Genomic DNA, 19475 nt, shown 5'->3' on the forward strand with positions numbered 1-19475 from the left:
TTACTTGAACCGGAAGGTGATGCGACCCTTGGACAGGTCGTAGGGGGTCATCTCGACGTTGACGCGATCGCCGGCCAGGACGCGGATGCGGTTCTTGCGCATCTTGCCCGAGGTATGGGCCAGCACCTCGTGATTGTTGTCCAGCTTGACGCGGAACATGGCATTGGGCAGCAGTTCGCTGACCGTACCCGAGAACTCGATGAGATCTTCTTTCGCCATACCGACCTTGAGTTGGGTTGCATTAGGGTGAGCGGCGGCACCGTGCCTGCACAGCCCGCTTCGCGCGGCGTTTTATCACAGAACGGATTGAAAACGGAGATCGGAACGCGCGCCTTCGACGTGAGGGCTGGGTTGCAGTGCCCGCCCGGCTCGTGGGACGGTGCGGATTGCCGTCGATACGGCGAAAACGGGAGCAGCGCCATGAGCGACGAACCACCTTCGATCGAACAGCTTCGCTCGACGGTCGACCGGATGGAACAGCAGCTGGGTTCGTGCAACAGCAACAACAGCACCGAATTGATGGGGCACTATTGGGCGCTGGTCGCCCGGTTCGAGATCGATCTCTCGGACGAACGCGATCGGCTGCTGAACCGTAGCGGCGCGCTCATGCTGATCCAGGCGGCCGACCCGGGCGAGGACGATCCGGACGAATAGGCGCCAGAGTGGTCGGACGATGAAGCCGAGACTGGTGCTGGGCCGGTGCGCCATGGATGCGCTAGCTCTATCGGCGGGCTTCTCCGTTTCATTGGGTTCTTCATGACCGACCACCAGAACAGCCATGGCCAGCCGACCGGCCACCCCGTCCCCGGCTGGACGACCCGACCGGTGCCGCCGGCGACCGCGATGACCGGCCGCTTGTGCCGGGTCGAGCCGCTGGTCCCGGGCGATCACGCCGCGGATCTGTTCGAGGCGAACCGCGAGGATGCGGGCGGCCTCAACTGGACCTACCTGGGCGTCGACGGCTTCACCGAACTGGCGCCCTACCGCGCGTGGCTCGACAAGATGGCCGCGGGGGCCGACCCGATGTTCCATGCCATCATCGACCTTGCGACCGGCCGTGCCGTCGGCATCGCCAGCTACCTGCGCATCGACCCGGCCAACGGCGTGATCGAGGTCGGGCACATCAACTATTCGCCCCGGCTGCAGCAGAGGCCGGCCGCGACCGAGGCGATGTTCCTGATGATGCGCCGTGCCTTCGACGAATTGGGCTACCGGCGCTACGAATGGAAATGCGACGACCGCAACCTGCCCTCGCGTGCCGCGGCACAGCGGCTTGGCTTCACCTACGAAGGCACGTTCCGCCAGGCGCTCGTCTACAAGGGCCGCAACCGCGACACGGCCTGGTTTTCGATCCTCGACGGCGAATGGCCATCGGTGAAGAGCGCCTTCGAGCGCTGGCTGTCCCCGGAGAATTTCGACGCCGCCGGCCGGCAGAAGCAAAGCCTCGCAGCCTTGCGCAGCGCCTGAAATCGCTTTGGCGGAAAAAGAGGGGTGTGTGGCCTTTTTCGCCACACGCACTTTGCGCAACAATCCGCCCCCTGGAAACGGAGACCGCCATGCCGGACATCGCCGACTGCATCAACGAGACCTGTCCCTGGTCCGGCAAGCCGGTCAGCCCCGATTCTCTGACGCTCTACAACGGCCAAGTCGTGGGCTTCTGCAATCCCGGCTGCCGCGACAAATTCGAAAAGGCGATCGGGCATTTCGAGGCGGCAGGTGCCGTCGCTAGGACGCCGCTCGCGACGCCCTGAACGCGGCCGACCATTTCGCGACCACGGCCATCAGCAGGTCGCGGTCGACCGGCTTGGTCAGGTGATCGTTCATGCCGGCGGCGCGGCAACGCGCGATCTCGCTCGGCATGGCATTCGCCGTCAGGGCGATGATCGGAATGCGGCCCGCCCGGCTGTCGAGCCTTCGTATGGCCTCGGTCGCGGTAACGCCGTCCATCACCGGCATTTCCATGTCCATCAGCACGAGGTCGAACGACTGCGCCCGCACCGCCTCGACCGCGGCGGCGCCGTCGTCGACGATCGTCACCCGGTGCCCGGCCACGGTGAGCAGGCCTTCGACGACGAGCTGGTTCATCAGCAGGTCATCGGCGACCAGGATGCGGGCGCTCTCGAACGGTGCCGGTTTCGCGTTGTCCTTGACCAGTGCCGGCGACTGCGCCGCGCGCAATGCGATCGTGAACCAGAAGGTGCTGCCGGTACCCAGTTCGCTCTCGACGCCGATCTCGCCGCACATGGCCTTGACCAGGCGCTTGGAGATGGCGAGGCCGAGCCCCGTCCCGCCGAACCGGCGCGTGATCGACCGATCGACCTGGGAGAAATTCTGGAACAGCAGATGGTGCCGTTCCGCCGCGATGCCGCTGCCGGTATCCGTCACCGCAAAGCGGAGCTGCCGCTCGCCGGCGGCACCCCACTCAGCAGACACCATAATGTCGATGCCGCCGCTCTTGGTGAACTTCACGGCATTGCTCAGCAGGTTGAGCAGGATCTGCCGCAGGCGCGCCGGATCGCCCAGGATCCATGCCGGCAGATCCGGCGGCAGATCCGACGAGAGCGACAGGCCTTTGGCCAACGCCTCGGTCCGAACGATCGAGAGCGCGCCGTCGACGACGCTCGCCACGTTCATCGGGATGCTTTCGAGCTCGAGCTTGCCGGCCTCGATCTTCGAGATATCGAGGATGTCGTTGAGGATGGCGAGCAGCGACTTCGCTGAATCCTTGATCAGCGTCGCCCGGTAGCGCTGCTCTTGCGCCAACGGCGTATCGAGCAGCAGATCGACGAAGCCGATGATGCCGTTCATCGGCGTGCGGATCTCGTGGCTCATGCTAGCCAGGAAGTCCGACTTGGCCCGGTTGGCCTCCTCGGCGACGTCCTTCGCCTCCTGCAGGGCCTGCTCTGCCCGGTGGCGCGCTGAAATATCGATGTTGAAGGTGCCCAGCCCGACGATGGCACCGGCCCGATCCCGTACGGGGAACTTGGTGATCAGGAACCAGCGAGGCGATCCGCCCATGTCCGCTTCCTGGACCTCGGTCACTTGCGTGGTCCCGGTCGACAGCACCTGGTCCTCGATCGCTTCGATCTGGATCGCCAGTTCCCGGCCGGGATGGCGCTCGGACAGCCGATGGCCGATCAATTGTTCCTGGGTGAAGCCGAACCACTCCTCGTACTGCCTGTTGAGCACGACATAGCGATGCTCGCGATCCTTGAGGCTGATCGCGACCGGGGCGTGATCGAGTATCGATTGCAGCCGCAGCTGGCTTTCGAGCAATGCGGCCGCGGTCGTCGTCGCGGCCGCCATCGCCGCCTCCGCTTCCAGCTGCATGGCCGTTCGCAGCGCGATCTGGCGCGACAGGCGAAATCCGAGGATGACGAGCGCCGCGACGAGCAGGGCGACACCGAAGCCATGCCGCCAGGCGTCGGCACGCCACCCCGCCAGCACCTCATCCTTGGCAAGCGCCACGGCGACCACCAGCGGATAGGCCTCGGTCCGCCGATAACTCGTCAAGCGCTCGACGCCATCGGCCACCGAGCGCATCTCGGCAAAGCCGGACGGCGCGTGCGGCAGGTACTGGTTGAAGATCGTGCCTTGAAGCATGCTCCTTCCGATGTTCGCCACCTCGAAAGGGCGCCGGGCGAGCAACGTGCCTTCGACGGAAGCGACCAGGATGGCACCATGGTCGCCAATGCCGAACGTATCGTAGAACCGTTGGAAATAGCTCATGTCGACGGTCGCCAGCACCACGCCGGCAAAGCTGCCGTCGGGATGGTTGATCCGACGCGTGACGGGGATGACCCACTCGGCCTTCGTCTTGCTCTGGACGGGCCGGCCGATATGGATCGCATCATCGGTGTGGGTTTGGTGGAAGATGAAATAATCCCGGTCGGCATAGTTGGCCGCGACCGGCACCGGCAGGGACGTCACGATTGCCGCGCCATGTTCGTCCAGGGCGCCCAGCGCCTTGAGCTGCGGCAGCAGATCGACCTCGCTCATGATGACCTTGCGCAACCCGTCGAGCGCAGCGGGGCCGGTGCCGTCCGTTTCGATGCGGTTGACCAGCCCGACCAACACGGCGTCGGTCGTCCGGATCGTGTCCTCGGCATGCTGGGCGATCGCGCCCACCAGGTTTCGCGTATTCTCGGCCCCGTGCTCCAACGCGCCCGACCGGGCGTTCGCAATGCTGAAGGCCTCGATGCCGATCAGGCTCAAGCAGACGAAAACGACCAGGGCAACGACGCTCAGCTGCAGCGACAGCCGCCCGGCGAGATTCTGCAGCGCTAAATTCACCCGGTCTTCCCGTCGATGACATCGGATCGGAAAATGATCGGGACGAAGGTCGCATTCCTGACTTAACGAAGGCGTAAAAATGCAGCGGAGGGCTTGCTTCGATGCTCAAACGTCGGCCACCGGCGCCCGGCTGAATCGCTCGGCGATCCGGCGCATCAGCGTGTCGCGCACCTCGCGATAGGCATCGAGCTTGGTGTCGCGGCTGCCGTCGACCGCGGTCGCGTCGTGGGTCGGCCAGAATTCGACGTCGCACGCCATGGTTCGGGTCATCTCCAGCGCCTTGTGATGGGCCTCGGGCGACAGGGTGATGATCAGATCGAAGTAGTCGTCGTCGAGTTGGTCGAACGTCTTGACCCGATGCTTGCTGATGTCGATGCCGATCTCGTCCATGACCGCATCGACGAACGGGTCATGCTCGCCCGGCCGGACCCCGACGGAATCGACGAAGACCCGATGGCCGTGCAGGTGCTTCATGATCGCTTCGGCCATGGGCGAGCGAACCGAATTCATCGAACAGGCGAAGAGGATGGCGGAGGGCAGCGAGGCCATTTCGCGTCGGCCCTAGCCCCGGATATGCAGGACGCAAATCAGGGTGAAGAGCCGTCGCGCCGTCGGCAGGTCGATCTCGACCTTGTCGGCGAGCCGTTCGCGCAGCATTTCCGAACCTTCGTTGTGCAGGCCGCGCCGTCCCATGTCGATTGCCTCGATCTGCGTCGGGCTCGATTGCTTGATCGCGGCGTAATAGCTCTCACAGATCATGAAATAGTCTTTCACGATCCGCCGGAACGTGGCGAGCGGCAGCATCACCCGGTCGATCGGCTCGCGCTTCGGCGTCTGGATGTCGAGCAGCAGCCGATTGTCCTCGAGCGACAGGTTGAGATGGAACGGCCCGGCCTCCGGCTTTTCGACCAGACGGAACATGTTCTCCTCGAGCAGGTCGAAGATCGCGACGGCCCGCTCGTGCTCGATGTCGGCATTGCGCCGAAGTACGGTGCGCTCGTCGAGCGTCAGGTCGACGATGATCGCCTTGGACGGCGAAGCGGGTGGGGATGCTTCGCCGGTCATGATGGTCAGCCCTTGTTCTTGAGGCGGATCGATACCGATAGCGCGTGGGCGCCCAGCCCCTCCGCCTCGGCCAGCACGCAGGCCGCAGGCCCGATCGCGGCCAGGCTGGCCGGATCGCACGCGACATAGGTCGTGCGCTTGACGAAATCGTTGAAGCCCAGCCCCGACGCGAACCGGGCGGCGCGCGAGGTCGGCAGCACGTGGTTCGGCCCGGCGACGTAGTCGCCGATCGCCTCCGGCGTGTGGCGGCCGAGAAAGATGGCGCCGGCATTGCGCACCCGCGCCATCATCCGGTCGGGATCGGCCACCGCCAGTTCGAGATGTTCCGGCGCCAGCCGGTCGACCAGCGGAACGGCATCGTCGAGCGCGTTCACGATGATGATCGCACCATGGCGCTGCCACGCCTCGGCCGCGATGGCCCGGCGCGGCAGGCGCGAGAGATGGTCCGCGGCGGCGGCCACGACCCGGTCGGCGAAAGCGGCATCGTCGGTGATCAGGATGCTTTGGGCGACCCGGTCGTGCTCGGCCTGGGACAACAGGTCGGCCGCGATCCAGGACGGGTCGTTCAGGCCGTCGGCCACCACCAGGATCTCCGACGGGCCGGCGATCGTGTCGATGCCGACCATGCCGAACACCTGGCGCTTGGCGGCGGCGACATAGGCATTGCCGGGACCGACGATCTTGTCGACCGGCCGAATGGTTTCGGTGCCATAGGCGAGTGCCGCCACGGCCTGGGCGCCACCGATGCGGTAGATCTCGTCGACGCCGGCGAGCCGGGCTGCCGCCAGCACCAGCGGATTGACGATGCCGTCCGGGGTCGGCACGACCATGACAAGGCGATCGACCCCGGCAACCTTGGCCGGCAGCGCGTTCATCAGCACCGAACTGGGATAGGACGCGGTGCCGCCGGGCACATAGAGCCCGACCGCCTCGATCGGCCGCCAGCGCCAGCCGAGCCGCACGCCGGCCGCATCGACGGTGTCGTGGTCGCCCGGCATCTGGCTGCGATGGAACGCGGTGATGCGCGCCGCCGCGAGTTCGAGGGCCGCGCGGGTCTGGGCCGGAATGGCCGCGACCGCCGCGTCGATCTCGGCCATGGAGATGCGCAGGGTCTCGCGCGTCACCGGGAACCGGTCGAACCGTCGCGTATAATCGACCAGCGCCGCGTCGCCCTGGGCGCGCACCGTCGCCAGGATCTCCGTGACGGTATGGTCGACCTCGGAGGCCGCCTCACGGCTTTCCTCGGCCAGGGCGGCGAACTGCCGCTCGAAATCCGCGTCTGCCGCGACGAGCCGGCGCGGCGGCCCTTGCGTCGATCCCTCAGGCGGCATGGCCGACCGCCTCCTCGAAACGGCGGATCCACTCGCCGATCTCGTCGGGACGGGTCTTCAGGGCCGGCCGATTGACGATGAGCCGCGAGGAGATGTCGGCGATCCGCTCGATCTCGACCAGCCCGTTCGCCTTCAGGGTCGAACCGGTCTGCACCAGATCGACGATGCGCTTGCACAGGCCCAGCAAGGGCGCCAGCTCCATGGCGCCATGCAGCTTGATGCATTCCGCCTGAACGCCGCGCGCGGCGAAATAGCGCTTGGTGATCTCCGGATACTTGGTGGCGACGCGCACGTGGCTCCAGCGTGTCGGCTCGTCGGTCGCCATCAGGTGGGGCGGACCGGCGACGGCCATGTGGCACTGGCCGACCTTGAGGTCGAGCGGCGCATAGATCTCCGGGTAGGCGAATTCCATCAGCACGTCGTTGCCGGCGATGCCCAGGTGTGCCGCCCCGAACGCGACGAAGGTCGCCACGTCGAAGTTTCGGACCCGGATCACGTCCAGCCCGGCGATGTTGGTCTTGAAGCGAAGCTGGCGGGAATTCTCGTCGTCGAATTCCGGCTCGATCTCGATCCCGGTCCGGGCGAGCATCGGCACCACCTGCTGCAGGATGCGTCCCTTGGGCAGCGCCAGGACCAGCGTCTCGTTACCACGCACGAAATTCTTCTCCTGTTTCACGCGGACGCGTGGTCGGGTCGCCACCGGGTCGGCCAAGGTTCGCCGACGTCCTGTAGATGGCACAGGATCTCCGACACTTCCAGGCGGATGGCGGCGCCGCCGGAAAAGGTCAGCTGCAGCGCGCCCGGCAAGGCCTCGATGGTGAGCAGGGCCAACATGCCGTCGCCGTCCCGCCGGTCGAGCCCCTTGCGCTTGACCGCGGTCACCTTTGAGAAGGTGACGCCGGTCGTGGTGCGCGCGTGCTCCTTGGCACCGGCTTTGTCGCCTTCCCATTGGAACCGGTTGGCGACCAGCACCAGTTGCCCATCCTCGGGGAAGTAGGCGATGTCGTCGATCAGCACCAGCGCGTCCTGCAGGCAGGCGGCCAGTACCGTCAGATCTTGTGCATCGACCGCCTTCAGCTTCATCGCGATGTCCCTGTCCCTCAACTAGGCTCGGATACGCTCGATCTCGGCACCGCAGGCGGCCAGCTTCGCTTCGAGCCGCTCGTAGCCGCGATCGAGATGATAGACGCGATTGACGACGGTTTCGCCCTCGGCCGCAAGTCCGGCGAGCACGAGGGAGACCGAAGCGCGCAGATCCGTCGCCATCACCGGCGCCCCGGTCAGGCGCTTCACGCCGCGCACCATGGCGGAAGCGCCGTGGACATTGATGTTGGCGCCCATGCGGCACAGTTCCGGCACGTGCATGAAGCGGTTCTCGAAGATCGTCTCGGTGATCATCGCGGCCCCGTCGGCGACGCTCATCAGCGCCATCATCTGGGCCTGGAGATCCGTCGGGAAACCCGGGAACGGCTCGGTCATCACGTCGACCCCGTCGACCACGGGCCGGCCGCTGCCGTTGGAGCCCTTGACCCGGATGCCCTGTTCGACGTCGGTCACCTCGATGCCGGCGGCGTTCATCACCTTGCCGACCGCGGTCAGCAGCTTCAAGGTCGTGCCGGTCAGCACCACGTCGCCGCCGGTGATCGCGGCCGCCATCATGTAGGTGCCGGTCTCGATCCGGTCGGCGATCACCCGGTGGGTGGCGCCATGCAGCCGGTCCTTGCCCTGAATCGTGATCCGGTCGGTCCCGGCGCCCTGGATCTCCGCCCCCATGGCGATCAGGCAGTCGGCGAGATCGACGATCTCGGGTTCGCGGGCGACGTTGACCAGCACGGTCTCGCCCTCCGCAAGGCTCGCGGCCATCAGCAGGTTCTCGGTGGCACCGACCGACGGGAACGGCAGCACGATCTCGGCACCGCGCAGGCGCCGGGGCGCCTTCGCATTGATGTAGCCCTGCTCGATCTCGATCTCCGCGCCCATCTGCTGCAGGCCCTTGATGTGCAGATCGACCGGGCGGGCGCCGATGGCGCAGCCGCCTGGCAGCGAGACGCGGGCCTCGCCGCAGCGGGCGAGCAGCGGCCCCAGCACCAGGACCGACGCGCGCATCTTGCGCACCAGGTCGTAGGGCGCCTCGGTCGAGGTGATGCGGGCGCCGTCGAGCCGCAGGCAGTGGCCGCCGTTGGCGATCTGGCCCAGGTCCTCGGCCAGGCTCATTTCGACGCCGTGCTGGTTCAGCAGGTTCGCCATCGAGGTGATGTCGGCCAGGTGCGGCAGATTGCAGAGGACCAGGGGCTCCGACGACAGCAGGCTCGCCGCCATCAGCGGCAACGCCGCGTTCTTCGAGCCGCCGATCGGGATGATGCCGTGGAGCGCGATACCGCCCCGAATCCGAATCTTATCCATTACCCACTCATCAAAACCACGCCGGTGGCGATCCCGCGGCACCGGTGACCGGACCCGACCGAGATCAGCGGTCCGCCTATTCACGAGATCCAGGCATCGCGCGTTTGCGTTTGCGTTGCAAAGAGAAAATCGCGATAGAGACGCTGGGTTGCCCAGCGCCGGGACCGCTAGGCCGGTCCGTCCTCGCCCTCGTCCGCCGCCCGGACCCTGCTCTGCTGCTTGCGGCGCGCCAGATTGGCCCGGAGCGCCGCCGCCAGCCGGGCATCTTCACGGGCGCGGCGCGCCTTGCCGGCCTCGCTCACGCCGGTTTCCGCCGGTTTCGTCTGATCCTCGTCCGCCATGTTCCCGCGCCCACCTTCGTCGTCGGAGCGATCCTAGCAAAGCTGGATCGGAATAGGGGCGAGTCTATGATCAACCGGCGCCCGAATCGCCGGGCCCATAGCGCTTTTTCCCGCGGCCGACACATGTCGAGCCTGCATGGCGAACCAGAGACGCACGGCTTGCAAGGGGCTCGTCCCTGTGGCATGTTCCGCGCCGCTTCGAGGGGCGGCCACGCCCCGACCCTATGGGTTTCGAACGGCACGCTGTTGTAGCTCAGTGGTAGAGCACCCCCTTGGTAAGGGGGAGGTCGAGAGTTCAATCCTCTCCAACAGCACCATTCCGCTGTAATCTTTCCAGTACGATGGTCCAAATCAGCGGATCTGGTCGATCCGGGCCGTTCCGTTGTCATGACTACTTCAGCGTCAGCAGCCGATCCGGTCCGACCGATGCGACGGCGCTCTTCAAACTGTCGAAGGAATCGACCGTGCCCTCTGCATCGACGAGGAAGCGGTCGCCCACCATCACGCTATATTTCCCGTTCTGCGACGTGCGGTCATACTGCTGAATGGTCAGTTGACCGTCGACCCGGCCGACCTTTTCGAAACCGGTCGCGGTCTCGTGATCGGATTCGACGCCGAACGCGCCCGCCAGTGTCGCGAGCGAGCCGGCGGCGGCCATGTCGGTCACGCTCAGCGTCATGGTCCTGTTGCCGCTGCGATAGGTCGCTTCAGCATTGGTGCCGCCGAACGCCTTCCCGGTCTGGGTCTCGGTGCGCGCGAAGCCACCGGGCAGGCTGGCCGGCAGCAATGCCTTCAGCGCGTCGGTGGAGACCGCCGGTATCGCCTGGCCCGAGGCGCCGGTCGCGGGCGTGCCCGCCGGCTGGCTGCCGTCCATCTGCTTGGCCATGGCGCCCAGCTGATTGACCACACCCTGCAGCTTCGCGACGTCGACATGAGAGCCGTTCGGAAGATTGATGGTTCCGGAACCGGAGCCGGTCAGTGCACCGGTTCCGGATTCCACTGCAGCCGATCGCGTCGGCATCAGGTCGCCGAAGCCCATCAGGCGGGCGCCGATGATGCCTACGACGGCATAGAGCACGATGGCGGAGATGACGACGACGACCGTGTAGCCGATCGCCTTGGCTTCCGGTGCCTTCATCAACCGGGGCAGGCCGAGGTACAGCAGATAGAAGCTGTAGAGCCCCAGGATCCCGAGGAAGCCCAGGTAGGGTAGAAGGCCGAAGACGCCGACGATCCACGCAGCGGTCCATGAATAGGCCGAAACCTTCAAAGCCTGGACACGGTTGCGCTGCCCCCCGAAGGTGGGCGCCAACGCGTCGATGATCAACGCCATCACGAACACGCCGATCAGCGACAGGACGTAGTGGAGAACCGCCTGGGAGAGAACCGTGCCGATCGACGGGCGATAGGTGAAGCCTGCGATGCCATAGCCGAAGACCAGGCCTCTGATCGCCGTGCACACCGGTCCGATCGCGGCCAGTTGCACGACATAGCCGGTGTAGATGCCGCCAATGGTCGCCGGCTCCGCATCGATCTTCAGCCATTCGGTCCTCGGTTCGAGCAGGATCCCCTTGGCGCGGGCAACGATCCCGGCGAAGGCGGCAGGGCGCTGGTCCAGAACGGTCATCTTTCCATCCCCAGTGGTTTCGATTATGATTAATTCAACTATTTAACAGCGAATATCCGTCATACGGAAAGTAATCGGCCGGCCGTCGCTGCCTTGTGAGCATGGTCACAATAAAACCTGATCGGTATCGCTGAATACCGCAAAGTTGATTTTTGCGGCGACGCTTCCTGCCGGACATTGCATCGGCGAACCCGGTCGCGTATGAGATCCGCCGTCGGAAAAGGCAGGGGCGGTTCCGGTAAGCCCGCCCCCTTCCCATTGTGGAAGTTCTGCTCCGCGCCTCGGCGTCGGAACCCACGACGAGTGCCCGACCGCATCGGGCGCTCGCATGGGCATGCCTGAAGCTCCGGCCTCGTCGCACCCATGCGGGTCCATCCCTGGGAGACGAGAATGAGGCTCAATCATCTGGATCTGCACGTACCCGACGTCGCGGCGACGCGGGATTTCCTGGCGACCTACTTTGGCTTTCGCACCATCGAAACCCGGGGGGCCGACGGCTTGGCCATCCTGCACGACGATGCCGGGCTGGAACTCGTCATCAGCCGACCGATCGCCAAATTCGGCGGCGCGGACCAGGCGGCGCTCGGCGTCGTCACTTATCACATCGGGTTCATGGTCGCGACGAAGCAGGAGGTCGACGAGCTCTACGAACGGCTAAAGCAGGCCGGTGCCGAAATTCACCACGCGCCCCGGGCGATGCGTGGCGGGTGGCTGTTCTATTGCCTGGCGCCCGGCCGCATCCTGATCGAGATCGGCTGGCGCCCGGAAACTTCGTTTCAATCGACATAGTTCGTTACCAAAAACGCGCCGCCGGATCGGGGAGGATCGGGCTTCCTTTGCGCTATCATCAGTCAGGATCGCGCAAAGGAGGTTCGCGTGTATTTTCCGAGCTTTTTGAAGAAGGCGCTTTTCGCGGCGGGTGCCGCGACGGTGCTGTTCGGCAGCCTGGCGGCCGCACCGGCTGAAGCCAGGACCTTCGTCAGCGTCGGCGTCGGCCTGCCGCTGTTCTATGCCCCGCCGCCCGTGGTCTACGCTCCGCCACCCGTCGTCTATGCACCCCCGCCGGTCGTGTACGCCCCGACACCTGCACCGGCGGCCTATGCCCCGGCGCCGGCGACCCAGACCTGCCGGGAATATCAATCCACCATCCAGGTGAACGGCCAGCCGCAGCCGAGCTATGGCACGGCCTGCCTGCAGCCGGACGGCACCTGGCGGATCGTTCGATAGTCCCCTCTTGATCCAGCATCGTAAGGACAGACAGATGTTCAACAGGAAGATTCTGGCCGCAGCGCTGTGCGCGGCCCTCATTCCGTTCGCAGCCCTGGCGGCCCCGGACGGGCCCGGCCGGCATCATCATGGCGGCCACGGCACCTTCGGCTTTCTCGAAGGCGTCACGCTCACCCCAGAGCAGAAGGCCCAGGTTCACGAGATCATCCAGGCCAGCTGGACCCAGTCCAAGCCGCTGGCCCAGCAGCTGCGGGCGGACCACAAGCAGATCGCCGATCTGCTGGCCGGCGCCGGCGCAGTGACCGCCGCCCAGCTGACCCCGATCCAGCAGCAGGCTGGACAACTGCAGCAGCAGCTCGACAGCCAGCGACTGGCAACCGCGCTCCAGGTGCGGGCATTGCTGACGCCGACCCAACTGGCCCAGAGCGCGCAGACCCATCAGCAACTCGAGAACCTGCATCAGCAGGAACGGGCCGTCTACAAAACCGCCCATCCGGATGCGCCCCCGGCGCAATAGCGCAAGATCGACGGCCGGGCGCTTTGCGAAGCCCGGCCGCCCTTCAGCGAGGCCTCCCCTGCCGCCCGGCAGCGGAGGCCTTTTTCATGCCGGCCTCATCACGGCGCCGCCAGAGAACGGGCGACGGTGCGCGCCCGTCCCGTCGCGACCGCCGTTGAAGCTGGGCGAATGACCGTCGTGTCGTTCACCCGGTTTTGCGTGTAGACGTTGTGGACGGTGGCGACGTTCATGTTGTCGACCGCGCGATCATTAGCGAACTGCCCATGCTCCCGGCGATCGCCGAGACAGCCGACGCCGCCATGGCAGGCCCGGGCGCGATCGAGACGGAGCCCGAAGACCGCGGCTTCCGGCGGCCGCAGCAAGAGCGGTGCTGCAAGCAGGTGGATCGGCACGGCGCAACCCCAATGATGCTTCGGGACTTGAGACAAGGAACCCGCCCGAGCCGCTTTTGGGTGGAAAGCGCCGGACTGGCGATGGAATGCAACGATGAACGGGCGACTCGTGGAACAAACGGTGACGGATCCCACTCTCCTGCTGGTGGTCGACGACGAGGCCCTGGTCCGGATGGTGCTGGCGGATTTCCTGCGCGGCATCGGCTTTTGCGTGATGGAGGCATCGAGCGCAGACGAAGCCGTCGGCATGCTGCGGCGGCATGAGGATATCCGGCTGGTGCTGACCGACGTACTGATGCCGGGCGCCCTCAACGGCTTCGACCTGGCGGAATGGATCGCCCATCACCGCGCGGACGTCCGGGTCCTTCTGACGTCGGGATATTTCAGCGACTTGGCGCTGCCCTCGCGCCTGAACTGGACTGATCGCCTGATCAAGAAGCCCTATCACCTGGCGGAGATCTCGGATCGAATCCAGGCGCTGCTGGCCCAGCCGGCCGATCATCTGTAACGGCCCTGTCGCAGCAAAAGCCGCTTCGCGCGATCCACCCGAAAAGTACCAGAGATAAGGAGTTCCCAGGTGAAAAGTGCGGCATCCGCCGCAGGGAACCACTCTTGACTTGGCGAATTCTGGCTCTAGGACGAGGTCGGCGGTTCGATCGTCAATCGACCGGGGGATAGCGACTGGGCCAGATTTCTTCCGGGGGTATGCCCAGCTCGGCGGCGATGGCGCGCTCCATGGCGGGCCAAGGACGTTTGAGAGCTTTGCCGGCGGCGGTAGGATGGTATCCGTGTGCGATCGAGATTCCGGCAAGGCTCTTGCCACGCTTCTTGAGCGCCGCGAGGACGTCGGCAGGATGCCAGTCGGCCCCCTGACGGGGTGTTGCGGGTGGATCTTCACGCATCTTGGAGAAAAAATTCTCTTTAGAGAATGGGCGAAAAGTAGTGGAATGGATGGAGCTGAAGCTGGATCGCCCCAGGTCTACGCGGGAAAGTGCCACAACCTCAAGCGGAAGAGTGTCGATTCGTGCGGAATAAGAGCGACGACATCGCATCCTCCCCATTCGAACGCGGCGGCGAGCGGCAGGCGTTCGTGGCGCGCCTCCAGTTCGTACTCGATCATTGGCCGAGCGCCGACAAGCTCGCCAAGGCCGCCGGCATCTCGCCGTCGGCCTTGCGTAAATGGTTGCGTGGCGAAGCGGAGCCAAGCCGCGAACGGCTCATCACCTTCGCCGACGCGGCGCGCGTCGAGATCGCGTGGCTCGTGCGCGGCGAGGGCGACCAGCCGCAATTGGCAGACGCATCGACCCGTCGGCGCGACGGCGCCGGGCCGGAAGGCCCCGGTCAGTCCGGCGGCGAGGAATTTCTGGTGCTGCCGCATCGGCCGAAGGCGGCCGCGGCCGGCAGCGGCAAGCCGGAACCCGAAACGCCGGCGGAATTCATCGCGTTCCGCCATGATTGGATCCGCACGGTCTTCGACCTGGATCCCGAGCACGTCATGCTGATCTCGGCCGCGGGCGATTCGATGGAGCCCGGGATTCGCGACGGCGACCTGCTGCTGGTCGACACCCGCCAGGCCGCTTTCACGGAATTCGGCATCTATGTGTTCGAGGCGCGGGGCGAGCGGCTGGTCAAGCGCGTGCAGCGCAAGTTCGACGGCACGCTCTACGTCATCAGCGACAATACGGTCTATCAGCCCGAAATCATCTCGAGCGAACTCGCGACCGAGATCAAGGTCATCGGCAAGGTGATCTGGCGCGGCGGCGGGGTCTGACGAACCGCCGCCGGCCTGTCCGCCCTATCTGGCCGGCGCCGGCGCCGCCTCGGAGAAGAACAACGCCTGGCCGATCACGGCCTTCAGCGCCTCGATGCGGAACGGCTTGGTCACCAGGAACGCCGGTTCCGGCCGCTCGCCGGTCAGCAATTGCTCGGGAAAGGCGGTGACGAAGATCACCGGCACGTCGAACGACTTCAAGATATCGTTCACGGCATCGAGCCCGGAGCTGCCGTCGGCAAGCTGGATGTCCGCCAGCACGAGGCCGGGCCGCTGCTTGCGGACCAGTTCCAGCGCTTCGCCGTGGGTGGCAGCGACGCCGATCACCCGATGGCCCTGGCTTTCGACCAGCGATTCCAGGTCCATGGCGATGATGGGCTCGTCTTCGATGATGAGCACGTCGGTCGCCATCTGCTGCGCGAGCTGTTCCTGCGCGGTCGCGATCAACGTGCGGGCTTCGGCCGGCGAACAGCTGAGGACCTTCGCGACCTGGTCGGGAGACAGGCCGTCGACTGCGGTCAGAAGGAACGCGATGCGCGAGCGCGGCGTCATCGCTTCCAGGCTCTGGCGGGCACCGTCGACCGACGAGCCCCGCGCGGTTCCCGACGCCAGATCGTTGACCGGCATGGTCGACCAGACCCGCAGCAGCAGGTGATAGAGCCCGATCCTGACATCCTCGCCGTCGGCCAGGAGCGTCGGTTCCTCGACCAGGGTCTGGAGCGTGGCCACCGCATAGGCGTCGCCGCTCGCCTGGCTGCCGGCCAGGGCGCGGGCAAACCGGCGCAGGTAGGGAAGATGGGGGGCGATCTTTGAGGAAATCGACATGGGGTTCCCGGTAAAAGGCGCTGGGGTGGCGAAAGCCACTGGAATATACTGGTGAACTACCGCCGATGGCGGAGGTTCCTTGGGCCACTCATGTGAGTACGAATGGAACTTTAACACTCTCAGGATGTTCTGCGGACGGGCCTCGCTCTCCGTCCGGCTGGTTTTGCGGACGGCATGCCCTTGCGGGGTCGCCTTGGACCGGAGAATAAACATGGCCGACGGCGGATCGCCCGACGCGCACGACTGGAGCTTTCCGATGGCGAAGCGAGCAACGACTGGTGATCGCGAGCGGAAGGCCCCGACGCTTTCAGTGGTCGGCGGAACGCCGACCCCACAGAAGATGTCCCTGGGTCTGGATGCCGACGTAGAAACCCATATCGGTGGTCGATTGCGGGCGATGTACGATTCCGTCCTGCGCGAACCGGTGCCGGATCGCTTCCTCGATCTGCTGCGGCAGATCGACGACAAGATGAGCGGTCACACCGATCCCGCTCAGCACGATGGCGGCATGCCCGCGGCGAAAAATTCCACCGACGACCGGTAAGGCCGGAAGCGGGCGCGCGCATCTTTCCGTGACGACGGGCCGATGAGCGTCGGCCGGCGCGACCGTCTGCCCATGTTCAGGGGCCTGCGGCCGCGCACGCTCGTCCTGTTGTTCGCAGCCGTAGCCCCGGTCTTGGTACTGCTGCTGGTCTGGACGATGAACCGCGACCTGGCGCTTCGTCGCTTCCAATTCTTCGCGGCTCAGACGGCAACCGCCCTTGCAGCGGAACGCATGTCCCACCTATTCCAGGAAACCATCGATCTGGCGGGTAGCCCCCTCGCCGCGCGTGGCGAGGGATGTGCCCTGTCGCCCGATCTGCTGACGCGCCATCCCGACTTCGATGCCGGCTTTCTCATCCTCGACAAAACCTTCCTCTGCGATGGGCTGGCGCCGGATCGCATCGATCGGCTCCGGGTGCGGTCCACCGCGGAAACCGGGCCGACCATTGGGGAGGATGGCTCGCCGGACCGTCGCCTGCTCGTGGCCGAGCGGGTCGAAAGCATGCCGGACGGCCTGCTCGTCCTGCGCGTGTCGCGCGACGCCCTCGACCGGATCCTTCGACCGGACGAGACCCCGTTTCTCGGCGGGGTGGCGCTCATCGGACCGGCCGGCCTGTTGGCCGAACGTCATCGAGCCGATACGCCGGCGAACTGGTGGCCGAGCCAGGTGCCGGCCGTTCCGAAGTCCGGCACTCTGGTCCTGCCGAGCGCCGGGACGGATCGGTTCGACTACATGGTGAGCGCGATCGCGCCGGTGCAGTCCATCATGATCGCGGCCCTGCCGACGCGTGCCTTTCTCGGCTCCAACCTGTGGCGGGTTTTCATCGCCTTCGCCCAGGCGACGGCCGTGTTGCTGGCCCTGGTCGCCGGCGCGGTCTGGTCGATCGACCGGTCCGTCCTGCGCTGGATCGTCTATCTGCGGCGGATCGCGACCGCGCACAGCCGTGGCCACCATTCGGTCCGCGCCAAGATGGCGGCGGCACCGGAGGAACTGGTGGAACTGGGGCGTTCGCTGAACCAGATGGCCAACGACGCGGCGCGGCGCGCGGCACTGTTGCGCGACACGGCGCAGGAAAAAGGCGCGCTGCTGCTGGAACTGCACCATCGCGTGAAGAACAATTTCCAGGTCATCACCAGCCTGCTCAGCCTGCATCGCCAGGACATGCCGCCGGAACGGCGCGAGGAAATCCGCTTCGTCGAGGACTATGTCCGCGCCATGGCCGTGGCATACCGGGTCGCTTATGATTCCGGCGACGTCACCGGCGTGCGCCTGCAGGATATGCTGCGCAGCGTCGTTTCGGCACTTCGGGAATCGACCGAAGCACCGCCGCACCGCATCGAGCTCAGCATGGATGCCGAACCGATCTGGATCGACCTGGACAAGGCGATCTCGCTCGGCCTCTACCTGGCTGCGATCCTGCCGCCCTACCTGAAGGCGCTCGGCGACCAGCCCGTGGCGATGCTGACGATCGTGGCCGAGCGCCGGCAAGGCCTGCTGCGCCTGTCGATCGGCGGATTGGCGCCTTCCGATGCGGATCGGCCACCATTGCGCGCGAAGCTGCTGAAGGCCTATCTGCGCCAACTGAAGGCCGTGCCCGTGATCGCGAACCGCCCACACGAGGCGACGATCACGGTGCCGCTCGACGAGCCGCAGCAGGCGCACCGTCTGGCCATGCTTAGCACCACCGAAGTCGAGTTGCCGCGCGCCGCCGCAATTATCGACAAGAGTGCGGCGACCGAGGACATCAAGGAGCGCGAACAGCGAATGAACCTGCTGATGCGCGAGATGGCGCATCGCTCGAAGAACATCCTCGCCGTGACCGAGGCGATCGCCCGGCAGAGCCTGGCCCAGGCGGACTCGCTCGAGGATTTCGGCAAACGTTTCTCCGCCCGCCTGCACAGCCTCGCCGAATCCCATGACCTGCTGACCCAGGTGGAATGGACGGGAACGCGCCTGCACGACCTGATGCGCTCGCAACTGGGCCACTATCTCGACGGCAGCAGCCAAGTCACCACCGAAGGTCCGGACCTCAGCCTCGGCCCCCTCGCCGTCCCCTATCTGGGACTGGCGTTGCACGAACTATCGACGAACGCCGCCAAGCATGGCGCGCTGTCGGTGCCGGAAGGCCGGGTGATGATCCGCTGGGGCACGCTGACCAATGCCGACGGCGGCGAGCGGCTGTGGCTGCGCTGGGCCGAAACCAATGGCCCGCCGGTCGTGCCGCCAACCCGGCGAGGCTTCGGTACCGACGTCACGCGCCGGCTGGTCGCCCGGGCGCTTCGCGGCACCGTCACCTTCGACTTCGCCGAAACCGGCGTGATCTGGCACCTGGATGCGCCGGCCTCCAATTTGGTCGACCGGCGCCCCTGACGGCTTGCTATCGCAGCAGTTTCAGCGAGCCGGTGAGCGAGCGTATCCATTTCGCCGGGCCGGCCAGACCGAGCCCGTCGATCGGCTCGCTCTCCAGGTCCCGTTCCGGCATCGCCGCCTCATATTGCGCATAGGCGTGGAGCCGGCGGGCAAATCCCGGGAACGGTACGACCCGCGCCCCTTCGGGGGCCGCCAGCGCTTTCAGGAGCAGGGCCTGCAACTCCGAAGCGCGAGCCTGCAAGACCGGCACCGGCCTGTTGGCACTGATGCTGAAGCTTCGACCGCCCCTGTCTTGCAACCTCGATCCGGCAAGCGCCGGAGCCGCCGCCCCGAGCCCGATCGCCACCACCGCGACCGTATTGGCCAATTCGCCCAGAGCGAGACTCGGCTCGACAATGATTGCAACCCGCCAATCCTCGACCGTCATCATGGCTCCGCTGATATTGATCACGAGGCTAGAATGTGCCCATCTATCGGGAATTTTCTTTCTCATATTTCCTGTTTCATGGAAATTTGGGTAAAATATACCCCTATCCTGACAAAGTAGGAAAACTCTGCCGTCATGAGTTTCGATCCCGGGGATGCCCGCATCCTGAAGGCCCTGCAGGCCGAAGGACGGCTGACCAATCAGGAACTGGCGGAGCGGGTCGGCATGTCGGCGTCGCCATGCTGGCGACGCGTCAAGCGACTGGAGGAGAGCGGCGTGATCCGCGGCTATCAGGCGGTCGTCGATCGCCGGGCCGTTGGCCTCGGCGTTCTGGCCTTCGTG

The 19475-nt window shown here is 65.8% G+C and carries 25 protein-coding genes and 1 tRNA gene; 12 read left to right on the forward strand and 14 right to left on the reverse strand.

Annotated features, from left to right (window positions below; genetic code table 11):
- Entirely contained in the window at positions 1–219 is a 219-nt protein-coding gene (infA, locus tag VGV37_RS24215; protein WP_326882354.1) for a translation initiation factor IF-1, read from the reverse strand.
- 201 nt (positions 220–420) lie between these two features.
- Here infA and VGV37_RS24220 point away from each other — a divergent pair, with 201 nt between their 5' ends.
- From VGV37_RS24220 to VGV37_RS24230, 3 genes are all read left to right on the forward strand, one after another.
- Complete coding sequence (locus VGV37_RS24220) at positions 421–654, forward strand: hypothetical protein (RefSeq protein ID WP_326882355.1); 234 nt, start codon at positions 421–423, stop codon at positions 652–654.
- A gap of 102 nt (positions 655–756) precedes the next feature.
- Positions 757–1467: a GNAT family protein gene (locus VGV37_RS24225; protein WP_326882356.1), complete on the forward strand. Its 711-nt coding sequence runs from the start codon at positions 757–759 to the stop codon at positions 1465–1467.
- A gap of 89 nt (positions 1468–1556) precedes the next feature.
- A complete protein-coding gene (locus tag VGV37_RS24230; RefSeq protein ID WP_326882357.1) occupies positions 1557–1751 on the forward strand; it encodes a hypothetical protein in 195 nt (64 codons plus the stop codon).
- Here VGV37_RS24230 and VGV37_RS24235 read toward each other — a convergent pair.
- From VGV37_RS24235 to VGV37_RS24270, 8 genes are all read right to left on the reverse strand, one after another.
- Positions 1726–4293 carry an ATP-binding protein gene (locus tag VGV37_RS24235; RefSeq protein WP_326882358.1) on the reverse strand — a complete coding sequence of 856 codons (2568 nt, stop codon included), beginning with the start codon at positions 4291–4293 and terminating at the stop codon, positions 1726–1728. The two genes, VGV37_RS24230 and VGV37_RS24235, sit on opposite strands and share 26 nt — an antisense overlap.
- Before the next feature lie 105 nt (positions 4294–4398).
- Entirely contained in the window at positions 4399–4842 is a 444-nt protein-coding gene (locus tag VGV37_RS24240; RefSeq protein ID WP_326882359.1) for a low molecular weight phosphatase family protein, read from the reverse strand.
- Positions 4843–4854: 12 nt separating this feature from the next.
- Entirely contained in the window at positions 4855–5358 is a 504-nt protein-coding gene (locus VGV37_RS24245; protein ID WP_326882360.1) for a UPF0262 family protein, read from the reverse strand.
- A gap of 5 nt (positions 5359–5363) precedes the next feature.
- Positions 5364–6689: a histidinol dehydrogenase gene (hisD, locus tag VGV37_RS24250; protein ID WP_326882361.1), complete on the reverse strand. Its 1326-nt coding sequence runs from the start codon at positions 6687–6689 to the stop codon at positions 5364–5366.
- The gene (gene hisG / locus VGV37_RS24255) at positions 6679–7344 is read right to left on the reverse strand and encodes an ATP phosphoribosyltransferase (protein ID WP_326882362.1); all 666 of its coding nucleotides are present in this window, start codon (positions 7342–7344) and stop codon (positions 6679–6681) included. The genes hisD and hisG overlap by 11 nt, the downstream gene beginning before the upstream one ends.
- Before the next feature lie 17 nt (positions 7345–7361).
- Complete coding sequence (locus VGV37_RS24260; protein WP_326882363.1) at positions 7362–7793, reverse strand: DUF2948 family protein; 432 nt, start codon at positions 7791–7793, stop codon at positions 7362–7364.
- The gene (gene murA, locus VGV37_RS24265; protein ID WP_326882364.1) at positions 7794–9092 is read right to left on the reverse strand and encodes a UDP-N-acetylglucosamine 1-carboxyvinyltransferase; all 1299 of its coding nucleotides are present in this window, start codon (positions 9090–9092) and stop codon (positions 7794–7796) included. It abuts the gene before it with no gap.
- 167 nt (positions 9093–9259) lie between these two features.
- Positions 9260–9433 carry a hypothetical protein gene (locus tag VGV37_RS24270; protein ID WP_326882365.1) on the reverse strand — a complete coding sequence of 58 codons (174 nt, stop codon included), beginning with the start codon at positions 9431–9433 and terminating at the stop codon, positions 9260–9262.
- A 242-nt stretch (positions 9434–9675) separates the two neighbouring features.
- Here VGV37_RS24270 and VGV37_RS24275 point away from each other — a divergent pair.
- A tRNA-Thr gene (locus VGV37_RS24275) sits at positions 9676–9750 on the forward strand.
- 74 nt (positions 9751–9824) lie between these two features.
- Here VGV37_RS24275 and VGV37_RS24280 read toward each other — a convergent pair.
- On the reverse strand, positions 9825–11060 hold the full coding sequence (locus VGV37_RS24280; RefSeq protein ID WP_326882366.1) for a Yip1 family protein: 1236 nt from the start codon (positions 11058–11060) through the stop codon (positions 9825–9827).
- Positions 11061–11450: 390 nt separating this feature from the next.
- Between VGV37_RS24280 and VGV37_RS24285 the strand changes: the two genes are divergently transcribed.
- The 3 genes from VGV37_RS24285 to VGV37_RS24295 all read left to right on the forward strand — a co-directional run bounded on the left by VGV37_RS24285 (position 11451) and on the right by VGV37_RS24295 (position 12804).
- A complete protein-coding gene (locus tag VGV37_RS24285; protein WP_326882367.1) occupies positions 11451–11849 on the forward strand; it encodes a VOC family protein in 399 nt (132 codons plus the stop codon).
- Between the two features lie 87 nt (positions 11850–11936).
- Positions 11937–12287: a hypothetical protein gene (locus VGV37_RS24290; protein WP_326882368.1), complete on the forward strand. Its 351-nt coding sequence runs from the start codon at positions 11937–11939 to the stop codon at positions 12285–12287.
- Between the two features lie 34 nt (positions 12288–12321).
- Positions 12322–12804 (forward strand): Spy/CpxP family protein refolding chaperone, encoded by a 483-nt coding sequence (locus tag VGV37_RS24295; protein ID WP_326882369.1) that lies wholly within the window; start codon positions 12322–12324, stop codon positions 12802–12804.
- A 98-nt stretch (positions 12805–12902) separates the two neighbouring features.
- Here VGV37_RS24295 and VGV37_RS24300 read toward each other — a convergent pair whose 3' ends face one another.
- The gene (locus VGV37_RS24300) at positions 12903–13196 is read right to left on the reverse strand and encodes a hypothetical protein (RefSeq protein WP_326882370.1); all 294 of its coding nucleotides are present in this window, start codon (positions 13194–13196) and stop codon (positions 12903–12905) included.
- Positions 13197–13317: 121 nt separating this feature from the next.
- On the opposite strand from VGV37_RS24300, the gene VGV37_RS24305 reads away from it, so the two are divergent.
- A complete protein-coding gene (locus tag VGV37_RS24305) occupies positions 13318–13704 on the forward strand; it encodes a response regulator (RefSeq protein WP_326882371.1) in 387 nt (128 codons plus the stop codon).
- Positions 13705–13855: 151 nt separating this feature from the next.
- On the opposite strand, the gene VGV37_RS24310 is transcribed toward VGV37_RS24305, so the two are convergent.
- Positions 13856–14098, reverse strand: a complete 243-nt coding sequence (locus VGV37_RS24310) for a helix-turn-helix transcriptional regulator (RefSeq protein WP_326882372.1) — start codon at positions 14096–14098, stop codon at positions 13856–13858.
- Positions 14099–14220: 122 nt separating this feature from the next.
- On the opposite strand from VGV37_RS24310, the gene VGV37_RS24315 reads away from it, so the two are divergent.
- Positions 14221–14967 carry an XRE family transcriptional regulator gene (locus VGV37_RS24315; RefSeq protein WP_326882373.1) on the forward strand — a complete coding sequence of 249 codons (747 nt, stop codon included), beginning with the start codon at positions 14221–14223 and terminating at the stop codon, positions 14965–14967.
- 24 nt (positions 14968–14991) lie between these two features.
- Here the strand turns inward: VGV37_RS24315 and VGV37_RS24320 are convergent, their stop codons facing one another.
- Positions 14992–15792 (reverse strand): response regulator, encoded by an 801-nt coding sequence (locus tag VGV37_RS24320; RefSeq protein WP_326882374.1) that lies wholly within the window; start codon positions 15790–15792, stop codon positions 14992–14994.
- 211 nt (positions 15793–16003) lie between these two features.
- Here VGV37_RS24320 and VGV37_RS24325 point away from each other — a divergent pair, with 211 nt between their 5' ends.
- Both VGV37_RS24325 and VGV37_RS24330 read left to right on the forward strand, forming a co-directional pair.
- On the forward strand, positions 16004–16336 hold the full coding sequence (locus tag VGV37_RS24325) for a NepR family anti-sigma factor (RefSeq protein WP_326882375.1): 333 nt from the start codon (positions 16004–16006) through the stop codon (positions 16334–16336).
- A 42-nt stretch (positions 16337–16378) separates the two neighbouring features.
- Positions 16379–18706 carry a sensor histidine kinase gene (locus VGV37_RS24330; protein WP_326882376.1) on the forward strand — a complete coding sequence of 776 codons (2328 nt, stop codon included), beginning with the start codon at positions 16379–16381 and terminating at the stop codon, positions 18704–18706.
- Positions 18707–18713: 7 nt separating this feature from the next.
- On the opposite strand, the gene VGV37_RS24335 is transcribed toward VGV37_RS24330, so the two are convergent.
- Positions 18714–19133, reverse strand: a complete 420-nt coding sequence (locus VGV37_RS24335) for a DUF2000 family protein (RefSeq protein WP_326882377.1) — start codon at positions 19131–19133, stop codon at positions 18714–18716.
- Between the two features lie 135 nt (positions 19134–19268).
- Between VGV37_RS24335 and VGV37_RS24340 the strand changes: the two genes are divergently transcribed.
- Positions 19269–19475, forward strand: a 207-nt coding sequence (locus VGV37_RS24340) for an Lrp/AsnC family transcriptional regulator (protein ID WP_326882378.1), incomplete at its 3' end; no start/stop codon positions are given.

Origin of the sequence: Aliidongia sp. (genome assembly GCF_035943795.1) — a bacterium.
Classification (GTDB): domain Bacteria; phylum Pseudomonadota; class Alphaproteobacteria; order ATCC43930; family CGMCC-115725; genus Aliidongia.

Excerpts from the sequence above, each read along its gene's own strand:
- infA (WP_326882354.1), bottom strand. The coding sequence starts at position 219 with ATGGCGAAAGAAGATCTCATCGAGTTCTCGGGTACGGTCAGCGAACTG.
- VGV37_RS24220 (WP_326882355.1), top strand. The coding sequence starts at position 421 with ATGAGCGACGAACCACCTTCGATCGAACAGCTTCGCTCGACGGTCGAC.
- VGV37_RS24225 (WP_326882356.1), top strand. The coding sequence starts at position 757 with ATGACCGACCACCAGAACAGCCATGGCCAGCCGACCGGCCACCCCGTC.
- VGV37_RS24230 (WP_326882357.1), top strand. The coding sequence starts at position 1,557 with ATGCCGGACATCGCCGACTGCATCAACGAGACCTGTCCCTGGTCCGGC.
- VGV37_RS24240 (WP_326882359.1), bottom strand. The coding sequence starts at position 4,842 with ATGGCCTCGCTGCCCTCCGCCATCCTCTTCGCCTGTTCGATGAATTCG.
- VGV37_RS24245 (WP_326882360.1), bottom strand. The coding sequence starts at position 5,358 with ATGACCGGCGAAGCATCCCCACCCGCTTCGCCGTCCAAGGCGATCATC.
- hisD (WP_326882361.1), bottom strand. The coding sequence starts at position 6,689 with ATGCCGCCTGAGGGATCGACGCAAGGGCCGCCGCGCCGGCTCGTCGCG.
- murA (WP_326882364.1), bottom strand. The coding sequence starts at position 9,092 with ATGGATAAGATTCGGATTCGGGGCGGTATCGCGCTCCACGGCATCATC.
- VGV37_RS24270 (WP_326882365.1), bottom strand. The coding sequence starts at position 9,433 with ATGGCGGACGAGGATCAGACGAAACCGGCGGAAACCGGCGTGAGCGAG.
- VGV37_RS24280 (WP_326882366.1), bottom strand. The coding sequence starts at position 11,060 with ATGACCGTTCTGGACCAGCGCCCTGCCGCCTTCGCCGGGATCGTTGCC.
- VGV37_RS24285 (WP_326882367.1), top strand. The coding sequence starts at position 11,451 with ATGAGGCTCAATCATCTGGATCTGCACGTACCCGACGTCGCGGCGACG.
- VGV37_RS24295 (WP_326882369.1), top strand. The coding sequence starts at position 12,322 with ATGTTCAACAGGAAGATTCTGGCCGCAGCGCTGTGCGCGGCCCTCATT.
- VGV37_RS24310 (WP_326882372.1), bottom strand. The coding sequence starts at position 14,098 with ATGCGTGAAGATCCACCCGCAACACCCCGTCAGGGGGCCGACTGGCAT.
- VGV37_RS24320 (WP_326882374.1), bottom strand. The coding sequence starts at position 15,792 with ATGTCGATTTCCTCAAAGATCGCCCCCCATCTTCCCTACCTGCGCCGG.
- VGV37_RS24325 (WP_326882375.1), top strand. The coding sequence starts at position 16,004 with ATGGCCGACGGCGGATCGCCCGACGCGCACGACTGGAGCTTTCCGATG.
- VGV37_RS24330 (WP_326882376.1), top strand. The coding sequence starts at position 16,379 with ATGAGCGTCGGCCGGCGCGACCGTCTGCCCATGTTCAGGGGCCTGCGG.
- VGV37_RS24335 (WP_326882377.1), bottom strand. The coding sequence starts at position 19,133 with ATGACGGTCGAGGATTGGCGGGTTGCAATCATTGTCGAGCCGAGTCTC.